This is a genomic window from Aristophania sp. ESL1142, assembly GCF_058107345.1.
Genome location: NZ_JBYLUH010000001.1, coordinates 799219 through 813184 on the forward strand (window position 1 = coordinate 799219; position 13966 = coordinate 813184).

Here is a 13966-nt window from a genome sequence, read left to right on the forward strand (position 1 = left end):
ATCTGATCGTTATTGAAGAATGACGTCACACTTCAATAAGATCATTCTTATTATAAGAGACTTTATTATTAGATCTTCGCCATGCGGTGCTTGTCTTCCGTCTGACCTGCCCTTTTGTGGGGGTGTGTTCTTCTTCGCCGGTCAGGTCATAAGCATCGGGCGGGACGACGGAGATGCGTGTTTCACATTGCGATCCCGTAACATTCCAGGTCACAGCGCCGATCAACATATCCCCATCCACCCCGCAGATCTCATCCTTGACCCGCACAAGCTGATTGGGCCGCCAGAGGGTTTTTTTGTTTGTCAGCAGGCGCGGCATTGTATAGACACGCGCCGAACTCTGGGCACGGTTGGTGCGCATGCGCCAGGCGGCCTGATCATCCAGACTGAAGGGCGCCCCTGCCTCACGCGGCGGGGTGGCCTGCTGGGAAGGGGGCGCCTTCCTGCTCCATCCAGCACGTGGCGTAATTTGTGACTGTTGCAGGATGGTGGCGAGATCACCCCCCCTATGAGAGACCTGCTGCTGCCCCTTGCTGGTCGTTCCGGCAACGTAAACTTTTGGCCGGTAGCGACCCACTTTGGCATCATAACAATAGCCAAACGCACAGGCGGCTTTCTTCTCATGAGCGGTATGGCCCTTGGTCAGAGGGCGGCTCCCGGCGGCAGAACCGGCCGAAAGGGGGCTTTCAGTGCCCCTCTCTTCAGAACGCCCCTGCGCCTTGACGATATGGTCTGAGTAATTCTGGCTCAGACGCTCCTCAAATTGCAGCACATTGCCACTGGGGAAGATAAGATCCTCATCAGCGCGTGTGTTGCCAGGCTTTGTCAGAAGGATGTTGCCCAGCCCGTCAGACGTAACCAGCACGCCACGCTGGCGGCTCTGTTTCTCAATCGCATCCAGCACGGAAGACCCCGCCTCAAAGGCGACAACTTCAAAGGGAGCACCCGTATCAACCACTCTTTTGACACTGAGACCGTAAGGATTGGCCAGAGACCCGACGACCGTTTCCAGCCGGACATTATCCATCCGCCCCGGCCCCTCAGGCTGGGCGGTACAGTCAACAATATCTCCAGCGAGATCACGCCCCGAGATTGTAACGGAAAGAGAATGTTCATCCCCACGGGAATTGATCGCCTCAATCCAGCCCTTGAGAACGGGAAAGTTGGCGATATAGATCTCCACCGCCGCCCCCATGGAAGGGCGCTCCCCGGGTTGGGGAGGAAAGGATAACGCCAGCTCTGCACGGAAGATACCCGCAAGATTGGCGAGGTCCATCCCCACTTCAAGGCTGGTCCAGCGGTCATAAAGCTGCCCTTCAATGACAAGCAACGCATTGCGCTCAAGCTTCTCAAGAGACATGGTTTATCTCCAGCATTTCAAGCAGACCGGCAGGGGTGAGGGCAGGATGGCGAATACGATTGCGCGAGACGGCATCATCAAACATGGTCTGCATGGAGGAGGGGTCATCCCCCCCCATGGCATAACAGAGCGACCAGAGCGAAGACCGCGCCGCAACGGGAACTTCCATCACTTGAGGGAGGCTCCCAATGCGGGAGTTTGCATCAGCAATCAACCCCGCTCGCAAAGCCTGCGCCCCTGTATAAAGCCCACCCAGTGACTGCGACGACCCAGCTGAAGCAGCCTCTTCGATAGAAGCACCCAGATCATCAATCGCCGCCACAATCTGGTCCCGCGCGTTCTCTGCCTCCTGATTACTGGCAAAGTCAGACGCTGCCCATGAAGAAGCCATCTGGCTCACCACAAAAGCCTGCCCCGCAACCCCAATCGCCAGAACCGTCCCGGGGTCTGGATTTAAAGACGCCAGATCAGATGACGCCTGCTGAAAGGTGGTTGGTAAAATGAAAGTATCATGATTGTTGAAATATGTATTTCAACCAATGATTATATATATTCTTGATTTTGTATGGACAGTCAAAATGGTTTGGCGGTCATAAAGTTGCTCTTCAATGACAAGTAATGCATTATGCTCAATCTCCTCAAGAGACATGGTTTTATCATTTTGTCCTGATGATAAAATGGTGTATGAGTGTTGTAACTATTATAGGGACTTTGAGGGTAATATGGCTGGTGGGTATAAAGAAACGCTCAGGGGTGTCATTACGCTTTGTGCGGTGATAATTGTGGCCTTTATTGGGGGGATGGCTTTTATGGGGGAACATAAAGGGACCTCAGAGCCGGATCGAGAGAAAGCGATTCAGTATTTCGTTGATAGGATAGAATTTCCTGACGCTCCGGATGATAAAAAACCCTCAATCAGAGTGGCTGTTGCTGCGCTTTTGAGGGATTGCCCGAGGATTCTGGACATCATGAGGCCGGGGGACAAATTTTCAATTGATTATCAATTTTATGAAATGGACCATCGAGGCTGGATGGGAAGCGACGCTCCTTTTGCAGCGACGCTCCTTTTGCAGCCTGAAAGTGCAGCAAAATTGCCTCCTGATAATGATAATGATATTGATCCAGTATTCGGTTTCAGGGGGGGGGCGGAGCCGGGCGTATTGCTATTAGATAAATTGCCCCACTGGCTCTGCAATATGAAAGGTACTATATCTGTTGATGAGAAAATAAGGCTCAATAGTAAGGAAAATGTACCTTTTAAAGATATGATGCATTTCCTACCCTTAAAAGACATTCCCCCCAATAGTTTCTGATCGCGTGACCCTCCTTACGGGTTTTTATCCCGTCAGGATGGCTTCCCGGTATTTCCGCCACCGGGTTGGACGCCGGAGTGGGTGTGGTTATTGAGGGAGACCTTGGCGGTCACATCCCCACCGGCGTGTATGTTTCCTGAGACGGTGAGGTTTCCGGTGATGGTGACACCGGATTGGGTGAGGTTAAGTATTTCAGTTCCTTTTACTTTGACAAGCAGTTCATTAACTACGTCTATTTCTGCGATTGTCCCGTTTTTAAAAATCAGTCTCTGCCCTGCAGCATCATAGAGCACCGTCTCGCCCTCCTTGAGGTTCCCCATCCGTGCCGCCGCCGGGTTGGCGGGCGGTAACGCCACCAGGTCAGCAGGGTCAGCACCGGTGCTGACGATATGGGTAATGGCGCCATCAATTGGGACGTGTGAGGAGAAGCCGAAAGGCTGATGAACGGGGATCTTGGTCCTGACCTGCCCGGCATGAATGTTAAGGTCCAGCATCTGTTCTGGCCCGTTATCATAAACAGCGCCCACAACACCGCGTGAGATCTGGGAGCGTATGGCGTGGTAAATATCTATAATATTCATGACGTTACTTTTCTCTTCTGTCTTGATAAAAGATCTGATCGTTATTGAAGAATGACGTCACACTTCAATAAGATCATTCTTATTATAAGAGACTTTATTATTAGATCTTCGCCATGCGGTGCTTGTCTTCCGTTTGACCTGCCCGTTTGTGGGGGTGTGTTCTTCTTCGCCGGTCCTCTTCAAGGACGTTATTGATGGTGTCATTAATACGCCCAAACAGCCCCTTCTTTGCCGGTGGATCAGGGTCCCGGACAAGTTCTACCTGAAAGGTTTTTGGTAAAATGAGAGTATCATGATTGTTGAAATATGTATTTCAACCAATGATTATATATATTCTTGATTTTGTATGGACAGTCAAAATGGTTTGGCGGTCATAAAGCTGCTCTTCAATGACAAGTAATGCATTATGCTCAATCTCCTCAAGAGACATGGTTTTATCATTTTGTCCTGATGATAAAATGGTGTATGAGTGTTTTAACTATTACAGGGACTTTGAGGGTAATATGGCTGGTGGGTATAAAGAAACGGTCAGAGGTGTCATTACGCTTTGTGCGGTGATAATTGTGGCTTTTATTGGGGGAATGGCTTTTATGGGGGAACATAAAGGGACCTCAGAGCCGGATCGAGAGAAAGCGATTCAGTATTTTGTTGATAGGATAGAATTTCCTGATATTCCTGATGATAAGAAACCCCCGATCAGGATGGCTGTTGCTGCGCTTTTAAGGGATTGCCCGAGGATTCTGGACATCATGAGGCCGGGGGACAAATTTTCAATTGATTATCAATTTTATGAAATGGACCATCGTGGCTGGATGGGAAGCGACGCTCCTTTTGGAGCCTGACAGTGAAGCAAAATTGCCCTCTGATATAGGGGCAGGAGGCATCCCACAATTTGGTTTCAGGGGAGGATCGAATCCGGGTGTATTGTTATTAGATGAATTGTCTTTCTGGTTCTGTAATATGAAGGCGCCTATTTCTGATTATGAGCAAATAAGGCTCAATAGTAAGGAAAATGTTCCCTTTAAGGATATGATGAAGTTTCTACCCTTGAAAGACATTCCCCCCAATAGTTTCTAGGATGGCTTCCCGGTGTTTCCGCCGCCGGGTTGGACGCCGGAGTGGGTGTGGTTATTGAGGGAGACCTTGGCGGTGACATCCCCACCGGCGTGGATGTTTCCTGAGACGGTGAGATTGCCGGTTATAGTAACGCCACTCTGCTCAAGATTTAATATCTCTGTCCCTTTTACTTTGACGATAAATGAATTGACCACATCAACTTCAGCAATAACCCCATCCCGGAAGATCAGTCTCTGCCCTGCAGCATCATAGAGCACCGTCTCCCCCTCTTTCAAATTCCCCATCCGTGCTGCCGCTGGGTTGGCGGGCGGTAAAGCCACCAGATCAGCAGGGTCAGCACCGGTGCTGACAATATGGGTAATGGCGCCATCAATTGGGACGTGTGATGAGAAGCCGAAAGGCTGATGAACGGGGATCTTTGTCCTGACCTGCCCGGCATGGATGTTGAGGTCCAGCATCTGTTCTGGCCCGTTATCATAAACAGCGCCCACAACACCGCGTGAGATCTGGGAGCGGATGGCGTGGTAAATATCTATAATATTCATGAAGTCTTTCCTTTATCATTACTTGAACGCCTCCAGGATTGACCTCCCTTCCGTCTGACCTGCCCTTTTGTGGGGGTGTGTTCTTCTTCGCCGGTTAGGTCATAAGCATCGGGCGGGACGACGGAGATGCGTGTTTCACATTGCGATCCCGTAACATTCCAGGTCACAGCGCCGATCAACATATCCCCATCCACCCCGCAGATCTCATCCTTAACCCGCACAAGCTGATTGGGCCGCCAGAGGGTTTTTTTGTTTGTCAGCAGGCGCGGCATTGTATAGACACGCGCCGAACTCTGGGCACGGTTGGTGCGCATGCGCCAGGCGGCCTGATCATCCAGACTGAAGGGCGCCCCTGCCTCACGCGGCGGGGTGGCCTGCTGGGAAGGGGGCGCCTTCCTGCTCCATCCAGCACGTGGCGTAATTTGTGACTGTTGCAGGATGGTGGCGAGATCACCCCCCCTATGAGAGACCTGCTGCTGCCCCTTGCTGGTCGTTCCGGCAACGTAAACTTTTGGCCGGTAGCGACCCACTTTGGCATCATAACAATAGCCAAACGCACAGGCGGCTTTCTTCTCATGAGCGGTATGGCCCTTGGTCAGAGGGCGGCTCCCGGCGGCAGAACCGGCCGAAAGGGGGCTTTCAGTGCCCCTCTCTTCAGAACGCCCCTGCGCCTTGACGATATGGTCTGAGTAATTCTGGCTCAGACGCTCCTCAAATTGCAGCACATTGCCACTGGGGAAGATAAGATCCTCATCAGCGCGTGTGTTGCCAGGCTTTGTCAGAAGGATGTTGCCCAGCCCGTCAGACGTAACCAGCACGCCACGCTGGCGGCTCTGTTTCTCAATCGCATCCAGCACGGAAGACCCCGCCTCAAAGGCGACAACTTCAAAGGGAGCACCCGTATCAACCACTCTTTTGACACTGAGACCGTAAGGATTGGCCAGAGACCCGACGACCGTTTCCAGCCGGACATTATCCATCCGCCCCGGCCCCTCAGGCTGGGCGGTACAGTCAACAATATCTCCAGCGAGATCACGCCCCGAGATTGTAACGGAAAGAGAATGTTCATCCCCACGGGAATTGATCGCCTCAATCCAGCCCTTGAGAACGGGAAAGTTGGCGATATAGATCTCCACCGCCGCCCCCATGGAAGGGCGCTCCCCGGGTTGGGGAGGAAAGGATAACGCCAGCTCTGCACGGAAGATACCCGCAAGATTGGCGAGGTCCATCCCCACTTCAAGGCTGGTCCAGCGGTCATAAAGCTGCCCTTCAATGACAAGCAACGCATTGCGCTCAAGCTTCTCAAGAGACATGGTTTATCTCCAGCATTTCAAGCAGACCGGCAGGGGTGAGGGCAGGATGGCGAATACGATTGCGCGAGACGGCATCATCAAACATGGTCTGCATGGAGGAGGGGTCATCACCCCCCATGGCATAGCAAAGCGACCAGAGCGAAGACCGCGCCGCAACGGGAACTTCCATCACTTGAGGGAGGCTCCCAATGCGGGAGTTTGCATCAGCAATCAACCCCGCTCGCAAAGCCTGCGCCCCTGTATAAAGCCCACCCAGTGACTGCGACGACCCAGCTGAAGCAGCCTCTTCGATAGAAGCACCCAGATCATCAATCGCCGCCACAATCTGGTCCCGCGCATTCTCTGCCTCCTGATTACTGGCAAAGTCAGACGCTGCCCATGAAGAAGCCATCTGGCTCACCACAAAAGCCTGCCCAGCAACCCCAATCGCCAGAACCGTGCCAGGGTCCGGATTTAAGGACGCCAGATCAGATGACGCCTGCTTTGTCTTCTGGGCTGCATCAAGTAAAAGCTTGGTGGCTGTCTGCCCCGTAACCTGCTCACCCTGAGGTGTAGTGGAAGGGCTGGCAATTACAGAACGGTCCGGCAGCGGCAGCGATCTTTACAGTATATCGTTTATAATTTTTCTTGTAATGGTGGATGTGACGTGTAAATGAAGATGCATTGATATATTTGTAGGATGAAGCACTATGTCGATCAGGGTAAAAAATATAATTTACGGTATTTCATTATTATTTATGACGAATATGTTTATTGCGTCATCAGAGGCATATGCTGAGAAGAAAAGCATTCTCGATGACCCTGATTACCCTATGGAAACCCGGGCGGAAACTGAGAAACGTCTGATGGAGACCATAGACTATGCGGAGAAGGGAAATGCCCAACAGCAAGATATGATCGCCAAGGCTTTATTAAAAACCTGTCCTCGAATTCTCGATATTTCCAAGAATGCTGAGATATTCACATTCATATATAATCCAGATGGATGGGAGAATACAAAGGCTAAATATGAACTGGTTTTTAATATAAGGCAAGGCTCTCAATTTAATATGCCTGAGAATTTAAGGGGAATGAGCGATTACAGTCTGTATCCATTTTATTTTCTAGGTGGTGCGAAGCCTGGTATCTTGACGCGGTCTCCTTTTTTTATCTGGTTATGTAAGGCCATGCCTGATGATGAAATCATTAAAAAATGGGAAAAGACGCATGAGGGTTTTGACATGAAGTTTATTCCTCTGAAAAATGTTCGACCTAATAGTTTTTAATGTCAGTCTTGTTCAGATAGGAATGTCACGTCTTTTTGAACGGTGTTTCAGATATAAGTCTGTATCATGAAAATAAGGGTAAAATATTATGACAAGTAACATGGTGAGTAAGAGGCAAAGAAGCAAAGCCAGGTATATTATAGTGGCATGTTCTCTATTATTTATGACGAATATGTTTCTCCTTTCATCTGAAGCACGTTCTGCGGCGACAGAGAGTTCGGAAGATCGTCAGTCTCATATTGAAACCCGTGAAGAAACGGCAATACATCTGATGAGAAGCATAAAGTATGCTTCGGGTTATGATGATAAAGAGAATCTCCAAAGAAATCTGGCCAGATCTTTATTGAAAGCCTGCCCCCGTATTTTGGATGTAGCTAAAAATGGTGAGGAGTTGGTTTTTTATCAAATTTCAGAAGAATGGAGGAAAAGAAAAAAAATACCAGTCAAATTTGATATGGACTTGCCCTTAAAAGAAAAAAGTAGGGTTGCTCTGCCTCCGGATGTAAATGATATGAGTAAATATGATATTGCCGAATTTGATTTTATAGATGGTCCTCAACCAGGTGTATTAATGAAGTCTCCTGTTTCTATCTGGTTATGTAAGATCCTGCCTGATGATGAAATCTTTGATAGATGGGAAGAAAGTCATCCTTATGAATTTGAGATGAAGTTCCTTCCCCTATATGATTTGAAACCCAACAGTTTCTGATTGCATAACCCTCCTAACGGGTATTTCATCCCGTCAGGAGGGTTTCCCGGTGTTTCCGCCGCCGGGTTGGACGCCGGAGTGGGTGTGGTTATTGAGTGAAACCTTGGCGGTCACATCCCCCACCAGTGTGGATCGAGAAACGCCAGATCAGAAGCAGAGATTGTTATAGTATATAGAAGCTTATATAATCGTCTATAATTTTTCTTGTAATAGTGGATATGATGTGTAAATGAAGGTGCATTGATATATTTGTGGGATGAGGCACTATGTCGATCATGGTAAAAAATATAATTTACGGTATTTCTTTATTATTTATGACGAATATGTTTCTTCTTTCATCTGAAGCACGTTCTGCGACGACAGAAAGTTCAGAAGAGCGTCAGTCTCATATTGAAACCCGTGAAGAAACGGCAATACGTCTGATGAGAAGCATCCAGTACGATGGTGATCAAAGGATTCAAACAGATCTGGCCAGATCTTTATTGAAGGCCTGCCCCCGTATTCTGGATGTGGCTAAAAATGGTGAGGAGTTGATTTCTAACCAAATTTCAGACGAATGGAGGAAAAGGAAAAAAATACCAGTCAAATTTAATATGATTTTGCCTTTAAAAGAAAAAAGTATATTGGCATTACCTCCCGATCTAAATGATATGAGTAGACAGGTTATCGCTGATTTTGATTTTATAGGTGGCCCTCAACCAGGTGTATTAATGAAGTCTCCTTTTGCAATCTGGTTATGTAAGGTCATGCCTGATGATGAAATCTTTGATAGATGGGAAGAAAGTCATCCTTACGAATTTGAGATGAAGTTCCTTCCCCTTTACGATCTGAAACCCAATAGTTTCTGATCGCGTGACCCTCCTTACGGGTTTTCATCCCGTCAGGATGGCTTCCCGGTATTTCCACCACCAGGTTGGACGCCGGAGTGGGTGTGGTTATTGAGGGAGACCTTAGCAGTAACATCCCCGCCGGCGTGGATGTTTCCTGAGACGGTGAGATTGCCGGTTATAGTAACGCCACTCTGCTCAAGATTTAATATTTCAGTTCCTTTTACTTTGACAATAAATGAGTTTACTACATCGACTTCAGCGATAATCCCGTCCCGGAAGATCAGTCTTTGTCCAGCAGCATCATAAAGAACCGTCTCCCCCTCCTTCAAATTCCCCATCCGTGCTGCCGCCGGGTTGGCGGGCGGCAGGGCGACGAGATCAGCAGGGTCAGCACCGGTGCTGACAATATGGGTAATGGCGCCATCAATTGGGACGTGTGAGGAGAAGCCGAAGGGCTGATGAACGGGGATCTTTGTCCTGACTTGCCCGGCATGGATGTTGAGGTCCAGCATCTGTTCCGGCCCGTTATCATAAACAGCGCCGACAACACCGCGTGAGATCTGGGAGCGTATGGCGTGGTAAATATCTATAATATTCATGAGGTTACTTTTCTCTTCTGTCTTGATAAAAGATCTGATCGTTATTGAAGAATGACGTCACACTTCAATAAGATCATTCTTATTATAAGAGACTTTATTATTAGATCTTCGCCATGCGGTGCTTGTCTTCCGTCTGACCTGCCCTTTTGTGGGGGTGTGTTCTTCTTCGCCGGTCAGGTCATAAGCATCGGGCGGGACGACGGAGATGCGTGTTTCACATTGCGATCCCGTAACATTCCAGGTCACAGCGCCGATCAACATATCCCCATCCACCCCGCAGATCTCATCCTTGACCCGCACAAGCTGATTGGGCCGCCAGAGGGTTTTTTTGTTTGTCAGCAGGCGCGGCATTGTATAGACACGCGCCGAACTCTGGGCACGGTTGGTGCGCATGCGCCAGGCGGCCTGATCATCCAGACTGAAGGGCGCCCCTGCCTCACGCGGCGGGGTGGCCTGCTGGGAAGGGGGCGCCTTCCTGCTCCATCCAGCACGTGGCGTAATTTGTGACTGTTGCAGGATGGTGGCGAGATCACCCCCCCTATGAGAGACCTGCTGCTGCCCCTTGCTGGTCGTTCCGGCAACGTAAACTTTTGGCCGGTAGCGACCCACTTTGGCATCATAACAATAGCCAAACGCACAGGCGGCTTTCTTCTCATGAGCGGTATGGCCCTTGGTCAGAGGGCGGCTCCCGGCGGCAGAACCGGCCGAAAGGGGGCTTTCAGTGCCCCTCTCTTCAGAACGCCCCTGCGCCTTGACGATATGGTCTGAGTAATTCTGGCTCAGACGCTCCTCAAATTGCAGCACATTGCCACTGGGGAAGATAAGATCCTCATCAGCGCGTGTGTTGCCAGGCTTTGTCAGAAGGATGTTGCCCAGCCCGTCAGACGTAACCAGCACGCCACGCTGGCGGCTCTGTTTCTCAATCGCATCCAGCACGGAAGACCCCGCCTCAAAGGCGACAACTTCAAAGGGAGCACCCGTATCAACCACTCTTTTGACACTGAGACCGTAAGGATTGGCCAGAGACCCGACGACCGTTTCCAGCCGGACATTATCCATCCGCCCCGGCCCCTCAGGCTGGGCGGTACAGTCAACAATATCTCCAGCGAGATCACGCCCCGAGATTGTAACGGAAAGAGAATGTTCATCCCCACGGGAATTGATCGCCTCAATCCAGCCCTTGAGAACGGGAAAGTTGGCGATATAGATCTCCACCGCCGCCCCCATGGAAGGGCGCTCCCCGGGTTGGGGAGGAAAGGATAACGCCAGCTCTGCACGGAAGATACCCGCAAGATTGGCGAGGTCCATCCCCACTTCAAGGCTGGTCCAGCGGTCATAAAGCTGCCCTTCAATGACAAGCAACGCATTGCGCTCAAGCTTCTCAAGAGACATGGTTTATCTCCAGCATTTCAAGCAGACCGGCAGGGGTGAGGGCAGGATGGCGAATACGATTGCGCGAGACGGCATCATCAAACATGGTCTGCATGGAGGAGGGGTCATCCCCCCCCATGGCATAACAGAGCGACCAGAGCGAAGACCGCGCCGCAACGGGAACTTCCATCACTTGAGGGAGGCTCCCAATGCGGGAGTTTGCATCAGCAATCAGACCCGCTCGCAAAGCCTGCGCCCCAGTATAAAGCCCACCCAGTGACTGCGACGACCCAGCAGAGGCAGCCTCTTCGATAAAAGCACCCAGCTCATCAATCGCTGCCACAATCTGGTCCCGCGCGTTTTCTGCCTCCTGATTACTGGCAAAGTCAGACGCCGCCCATGAAGAAGCCATCTGGCTCACCACAAAAGCCTGCCCCGCAACCCCAATCGCCAGAACCGTGCCAGGGTCAGGATTTAAAGACGCCAGATCAGATGACGCCTGCTGAAAGGTGGTTGGTAAAATGAAAGTATCATGATTGTTGAAATATGTATTTCAACCAATGATTATATATATTCTTGATTTTGTATGGACAGTCAAAATGGTTTGGCGGTCATAAAGTTGCTCTTCAATGACAAGTAATGCATTATGCTCAATCTCCTCAAGAGACATGGTTTTATCATTTTGTCCTGATGATAAAATGGTGTATGAGTGTTGTAACTATTATAGGGACTTTGAGGGTAATATGGCTGGTGGGTATAAAGAAACGCTCAGGGGTGTCATTACGCTTTGTGCGGTGATAATTGTGGCCTTTATTGGGGGGATGGCTTTTATGGGGGAACATAAAGGGACCTCAGAGCCGGATCGAGAGAAAGCGATTCAGTATTTCGTTGATAGGATAGAATTTCCTGACGCTCCGGATGATAAAAAACCCTCAATCAGGGTGGCGGTTGCTGCGCTTTTAAGGGAGTGCCCGAGGATTCTGGATATCATCAGGCCAGGGGATAAAATTTCAATTGATTATTATTTTGGTGATAATCAACATAGGTGGTTTGGTAGTGACGCTCCTTTTGGAGCCTGACAGTGAAGCAAAATTGCCCTCTGATATAGGGGCAGGAGGCCACCCACGATTTGGTTTCAGGGGAGGATCGAATCCGGGTGTATTGTTATTAGATGAATTGTCTTTCTGGTTCTGTAATATGAAGGCACCTATTTCTGATTATGAGCAAATAAGGCTCAATAGTAAGGGAATTGTCCCCTTAAGGGATATGATGCATTTTCTACCCCTAAAAGACATTCCCCCCAATAGTTTCTGATCGCATAACCCTCCTGACGGGTCTTTCATCCCGTCAGGAGGGCTTCCCGGTATTTCCGCCACCGGGTTGGACGCCGGAGTGGGTGTGGTTATTGAGGGAGACCTTAGCAGTTACATCCCCGCCGGCGTGTATGTTGCCTGAGACGGTAAGATTGCCGGTGATGGTGACACCGGATTGGGTGAGGTTAAGTATTTCTGTTCCTTTTACTTTGACAATAAATGAATTGACCACATCAACTTCAGCAATAACTCCATCCCGGAAGATCAGTCTCTGCCCTGCAGCATCATAGAGCACCGTCTCGCCCTCCTTGAGGTTCCCCATCCGTGCTGCCGCCGGGTTAGAAGTATCATGATTGTCAAAATCTTTATTTCAACCAATGATTATATATATTCTTGATTTTGTATGGACAGTTAAAATGGTTAAGCAGTCATAAAGTTGCTCTTCAATGACAAGTAATGCATTATGCTCAATCTCATCAAGAGACATGGTTTTATCATTTTGTCCTGATGATAAAATGGTGTATGAGTGTTGTAACTATTATAGGGACTTTGAGGGTAATATGGCTGGTGAGTATAAAGAAACGCTCAGGGGTGTCATTACGCTTTGTGCGGTGATAATTGTGGCCTTTATTGGGGGGATGGCTTTTATGGGGGAACATAAAGGGACCTCAGAGCCGGATCGAGAGAAAGCGATTCAGTATTTTGTTGATAGGATAGAATTTCCCGATATTCCTGATGATAAGAAACCCCCGATCAGGGTGTCTGTTGCTGCGCTTTTGAGGGAGTGTCCGAGGATTCTGGACATTATGAGGCCAGGGGATAAATTTTTAATTGATTATTATTTTGGTGATAATCAACATAGGTGGTTTGGTAGTGACGCTCCTTTTGGAGCCTGACAGTGAAGCAAGATTGCCCTCTGATATAGAGACAAGGGGCATCCCACAATTTGGTTTCAGAGGAGGATCGAAGCCGGGTGTATTGCTGTTAAATGAACTACCTCACTGGTTCTGTAATATGAAGGCGACTATGTCTGATGACGAGATAATAAGGCGCAGTAGTAAGGAAGATGTGCCCTTAAGGGATATGATGCACTTCCTACCCCTAAAAGACATTCCCCCCAATAGTTTCTAAGATGGTTTCCCGGTATTTCCACCGCCGGGTTGGATGCCGGAATGGGTGTGGTTATTGAGGGAGACCTTGGCGGTGACATCCCCACCAGCGTGGATGTTGCCTGAGACGGTGAGATTGCCGGTGATGGTGACACCGGATTGGGTGAGGTCAAGTATTTCAGTTCCTTTTACTTTGACGATAAATGAATTGACCACATCAACTTCAGCAATAACCCCATCCCGGAAGATCAGTCTCTGCCCTGCAGCATCATAAAGAACCGTCTCCCCCTCCTTCAAATTCCCCATCCGTGCTGCCGCCGGGTTGGCGGGCGGCAGGGCGACGAGATCAGCAGGGTCAGCACCGGTGCTGACAATATGGGTAATGGCGCCATCAATTGGGACGTGTGAGGAGAAGCCGAAGGGCTGATGAACGGGGATCTTTGTCCTGACTTGCCCGGCATGGATGTTGAGGTCCAGCATCTGTTCCGGCCCGTTATCATAAACAGCGCCGACAACACCGCGTGAGATCTGGGAGCGTATGGCGTGGTAAATATCTATAATATTCATGAGGTTACTTTTCT

The 13966-nt window shown here is 49.5% G+C and carries 22 protein-coding genes; 10 read left to right on the forward strand and 12 right to left on the reverse strand.

Features of this window, described 5'->3' with window-relative positions; genetic code table 11:
• Positions 1-25: 25 nt before the first annotated feature.
• Positions 26-1360 (reverse strand): phage baseplate assembly protein, encoded by a 1335-nt coding sequence (locus AC3B6P_RS03645; RefSeq protein ID WP_489804774.1) that lies wholly within the window; start codon positions 1358-1360, stop codon positions 26-28.
• Complete coding sequence (locus AC3B6P_RS03650; RefSeq protein WP_489804775.1) at positions 1350-1751, reverse strand: hypothetical protein; 402 nt, start codon at positions 1749-1751, stop codon at positions 1350-1352. The genes AC3B6P_RS03645 and AC3B6P_RS03650 overlap by 11 nt, the downstream gene beginning before the upstream one ends.
• Positions 1752-2007: 256 nt before the next feature.
• On the opposite strand from AC3B6P_RS03650, the gene AC3B6P_RS03655 reads away from it, so the two are divergent.
• Positions 2008-2673: a hypothetical protein gene (locus AC3B6P_RS03655; RefSeq protein WP_489804776.1), complete on the forward strand. Its 666-nt coding sequence runs from the start codon at positions 2008-2010 to the stop codon at positions 2671-2673.
• Positions 2674-2705: 32 nt separating this feature from the next.
• Here AC3B6P_RS03655 and AC3B6P_RS03660 read toward each other — a convergent pair whose 3' ends face one another.
• On the reverse strand, positions 2706-3254 hold the full coding sequence (locus tag AC3B6P_RS03660) for a phage baseplate assembly protein domain-containing protein (protein WP_489804777.1): 549 nt from the start codon (positions 3252-3254) through the stop codon (positions 2706-2708).
• Positions 3255-3682: 428 nt separating this feature from the next.
• Here AC3B6P_RS03660 and AC3B6P_RS03665 point away from each other — a divergent pair, with 428 nt between their 5' ends.
• Positions 3683-4096, forward strand: coding sequence for a hypothetical protein (locus tag AC3B6P_RS03665; RefSeq protein WP_489804778.1), 414 nt, complete (start codon positions 3683-3685; stop codon positions 4094-4096).
• Entirely contained in the window at positions 4086-4331 is a 246-nt protein-coding gene (locus tag AC3B6P_RS03670; RefSeq protein ID WP_489804779.1) for a hypothetical protein, read from the forward strand. The genes AC3B6P_RS03665 and AC3B6P_RS03670 overlap by 11 nt, the downstream gene beginning before the upstream one ends.
• Here AC3B6P_RS03670 and AC3B6P_RS03675 read toward each other — a convergent pair.
• Genes AC3B6P_RS03675 through AC3B6P_RS03685 form a run of 3 tightly spaced genes read right to left on the reverse strand, consistent with a single transcriptional unit; the run spans position 4328 to position 6580 of the window.
• Positions 4328-4876, reverse strand: a complete 549-nt coding sequence (locus AC3B6P_RS03675) for a phage baseplate assembly protein domain-containing protein (protein WP_489804780.1) — start codon at positions 4874-4876, stop codon at positions 4328-4330. The two genes, AC3B6P_RS03670 and AC3B6P_RS03675, sit on opposite strands and share 4 nt — an antisense overlap.
• Positions 4873-6189, reverse strand: a complete 1317-nt coding sequence (locus AC3B6P_RS03680; RefSeq protein WP_489804781.1) for a phage baseplate assembly protein — start codon at positions 6187-6189, stop codon at positions 4873-4875. Before AC3B6P_RS03680 ends, AC3B6P_RS03675 begins: the two co-directional genes overlap by 4 nt.
• Positions 6179-6580: a hypothetical protein gene (locus tag AC3B6P_RS03685; RefSeq protein ID WP_489804775.1), complete on the reverse strand. Its 402-nt coding sequence runs from the start codon at positions 6578-6580 to the stop codon at positions 6179-6181. The genes AC3B6P_RS03680 and AC3B6P_RS03685 overlap by 11 nt, the downstream gene beginning before the upstream one ends.
• A gap of 298 nt (positions 6581-6878) precedes the next feature.
• On the opposite strand from AC3B6P_RS03685, the gene AC3B6P_RS03690 reads away from it, so the two are divergent.
• Both AC3B6P_RS03690 and AC3B6P_RS03695 read left to right on the forward strand, forming a co-directional pair.
• Positions 6879-7454 (forward strand): hypothetical protein, encoded by a 576-nt coding sequence (locus AC3B6P_RS03690; RefSeq protein ID WP_489804782.1) that lies wholly within the window; start codon positions 6879-6881, stop codon positions 7452-7454.
• 88 nt (positions 7455-7542) lie between these two features.
• Positions 7543-8163: a hypothetical protein gene (locus AC3B6P_RS03695; protein WP_489804783.1), complete on the forward strand. Its 621-nt coding sequence runs from the start codon at positions 7543-7545 to the stop codon at positions 8161-8163.
• A 33-nt stretch (positions 8164-8196) separates the two neighbouring features.
• Here AC3B6P_RS03695 and AC3B6P_RS03700 read toward each other — a convergent pair whose 3' ends face one another.
• The gene (locus AC3B6P_RS03700) at positions 8197-8286 is read right to left on the reverse strand and encodes a hypothetical protein (protein ID WP_489804784.1); all 90 of its coding nucleotides are present in this window, start codon (positions 8284-8286) and stop codon (positions 8197-8199) included.
• Between the two features lie 143 nt (positions 8287-8429).
• Here AC3B6P_RS03700 and AC3B6P_RS03705 point away from each other — a divergent pair, with 143 nt between their 5' ends.
• The gene (locus AC3B6P_RS03705; protein WP_489804785.1) at positions 8430-9011 is read left to right on the forward strand and encodes a hypothetical protein; all 582 of its coding nucleotides are present in this window, start codon (positions 8430-8432) and stop codon (positions 9009-9011) included.
• Between the two features lie 32 nt (positions 9012-9043).
• Here the strand turns inward: AC3B6P_RS03705 and AC3B6P_RS03710 are convergent, their stop codons facing one another.
• Genes AC3B6P_RS03710 through AC3B6P_RS03720 form a run of 3 tightly spaced genes read right to left on the reverse strand, consistent with a single transcriptional unit; the run spans position 9044 to position 11375 of the window.
• Positions 9044-9592 (reverse strand): phage baseplate assembly protein domain-containing protein, encoded by a 549-nt coding sequence (locus AC3B6P_RS03710; protein WP_489804773.1) that lies wholly within the window; start codon positions 9590-9592, stop codon positions 9044-9046.
• A 57-nt stretch (positions 9593-9649) separates the two neighbouring features.
• A complete protein-coding gene (locus AC3B6P_RS03715; RefSeq protein WP_489804774.1) occupies positions 9650-10984 on the reverse strand; it encodes a phage baseplate assembly protein in 1335 nt (444 codons plus the stop codon).
• Positions 10974-11375 carry a hypothetical protein gene (locus AC3B6P_RS03720; RefSeq protein WP_489804786.1) on the reverse strand — a complete coding sequence of 134 codons (402 nt, stop codon included), beginning with the start codon at positions 11373-11375 and terminating at the stop codon, positions 10974-10976. Before AC3B6P_RS03720 ends, AC3B6P_RS03715 begins: the two co-directional genes overlap by 11 nt.
• Before the next feature lie 256 nt (positions 11376-11631).
• On the opposite strand from AC3B6P_RS03720, the gene AC3B6P_RS03725 reads away from it, so the two are divergent.
• Both AC3B6P_RS03725 and AC3B6P_RS03730 read left to right on the forward strand, forming a co-directional pair.
• Positions 11632-12042 (forward strand): hypothetical protein, encoded by a 411-nt coding sequence (locus AC3B6P_RS03725; protein ID WP_489804787.1) that lies wholly within the window; start codon positions 11632-11634, stop codon positions 12040-12042.
• Positions 12020-12277, forward strand: a complete 258-nt coding sequence (locus AC3B6P_RS03730; protein WP_489804788.1) for a hypothetical protein — start codon at positions 12020-12022, stop codon at positions 12275-12277. The genes AC3B6P_RS03725 and AC3B6P_RS03730 overlap by 23 nt, the downstream gene beginning before the upstream one ends.
• A 33-nt stretch (positions 12278-12310) precedes the next feature.
• Here AC3B6P_RS03730 and AC3B6P_RS03735 read toward each other — a convergent pair whose 3' ends face one another.
• Positions 12311-12571, reverse strand: coding sequence for a hypothetical protein (locus AC3B6P_RS03735; RefSeq protein ID WP_489804789.1), 261 nt, complete (start codon positions 12569-12571; stop codon positions 12311-12313).
• Positions 12572-12761: 190 nt separating this feature from the next.
• Here AC3B6P_RS03735 and AC3B6P_RS03740 point away from each other — a divergent pair, with 190 nt between their 5' ends.
• Positions 12762-13172 (forward strand): hypothetical protein, encoded by a 411-nt coding sequence (locus AC3B6P_RS03740; RefSeq protein WP_489804790.1) that lies wholly within the window; start codon positions 12762-12764, stop codon positions 13170-13172.
• The gene (locus tag AC3B6P_RS03745; RefSeq protein WP_489804791.1) at positions 13150-13407 is read left to right on the forward strand and encodes a hypothetical protein; all 258 of its coding nucleotides are present in this window, start codon (positions 13150-13152) and stop codon (positions 13405-13407) included. The genes AC3B6P_RS03740 and AC3B6P_RS03745 overlap by 23 nt, the downstream gene beginning before the upstream one ends.
• Here AC3B6P_RS03745 and AC3B6P_RS03750 read toward each other — a convergent pair.
• Positions 13404-13952, reverse strand: a complete 549-nt coding sequence (locus tag AC3B6P_RS03750; RefSeq protein WP_489804792.1) for a phage baseplate assembly protein domain-containing protein — start codon at positions 13950-13952, stop codon at positions 13404-13406. The two genes, AC3B6P_RS03745 and AC3B6P_RS03750, sit on opposite strands and share 4 nt — an antisense overlap.
• Positions 13953-13966 lie beyond the last annotated feature (14 nt).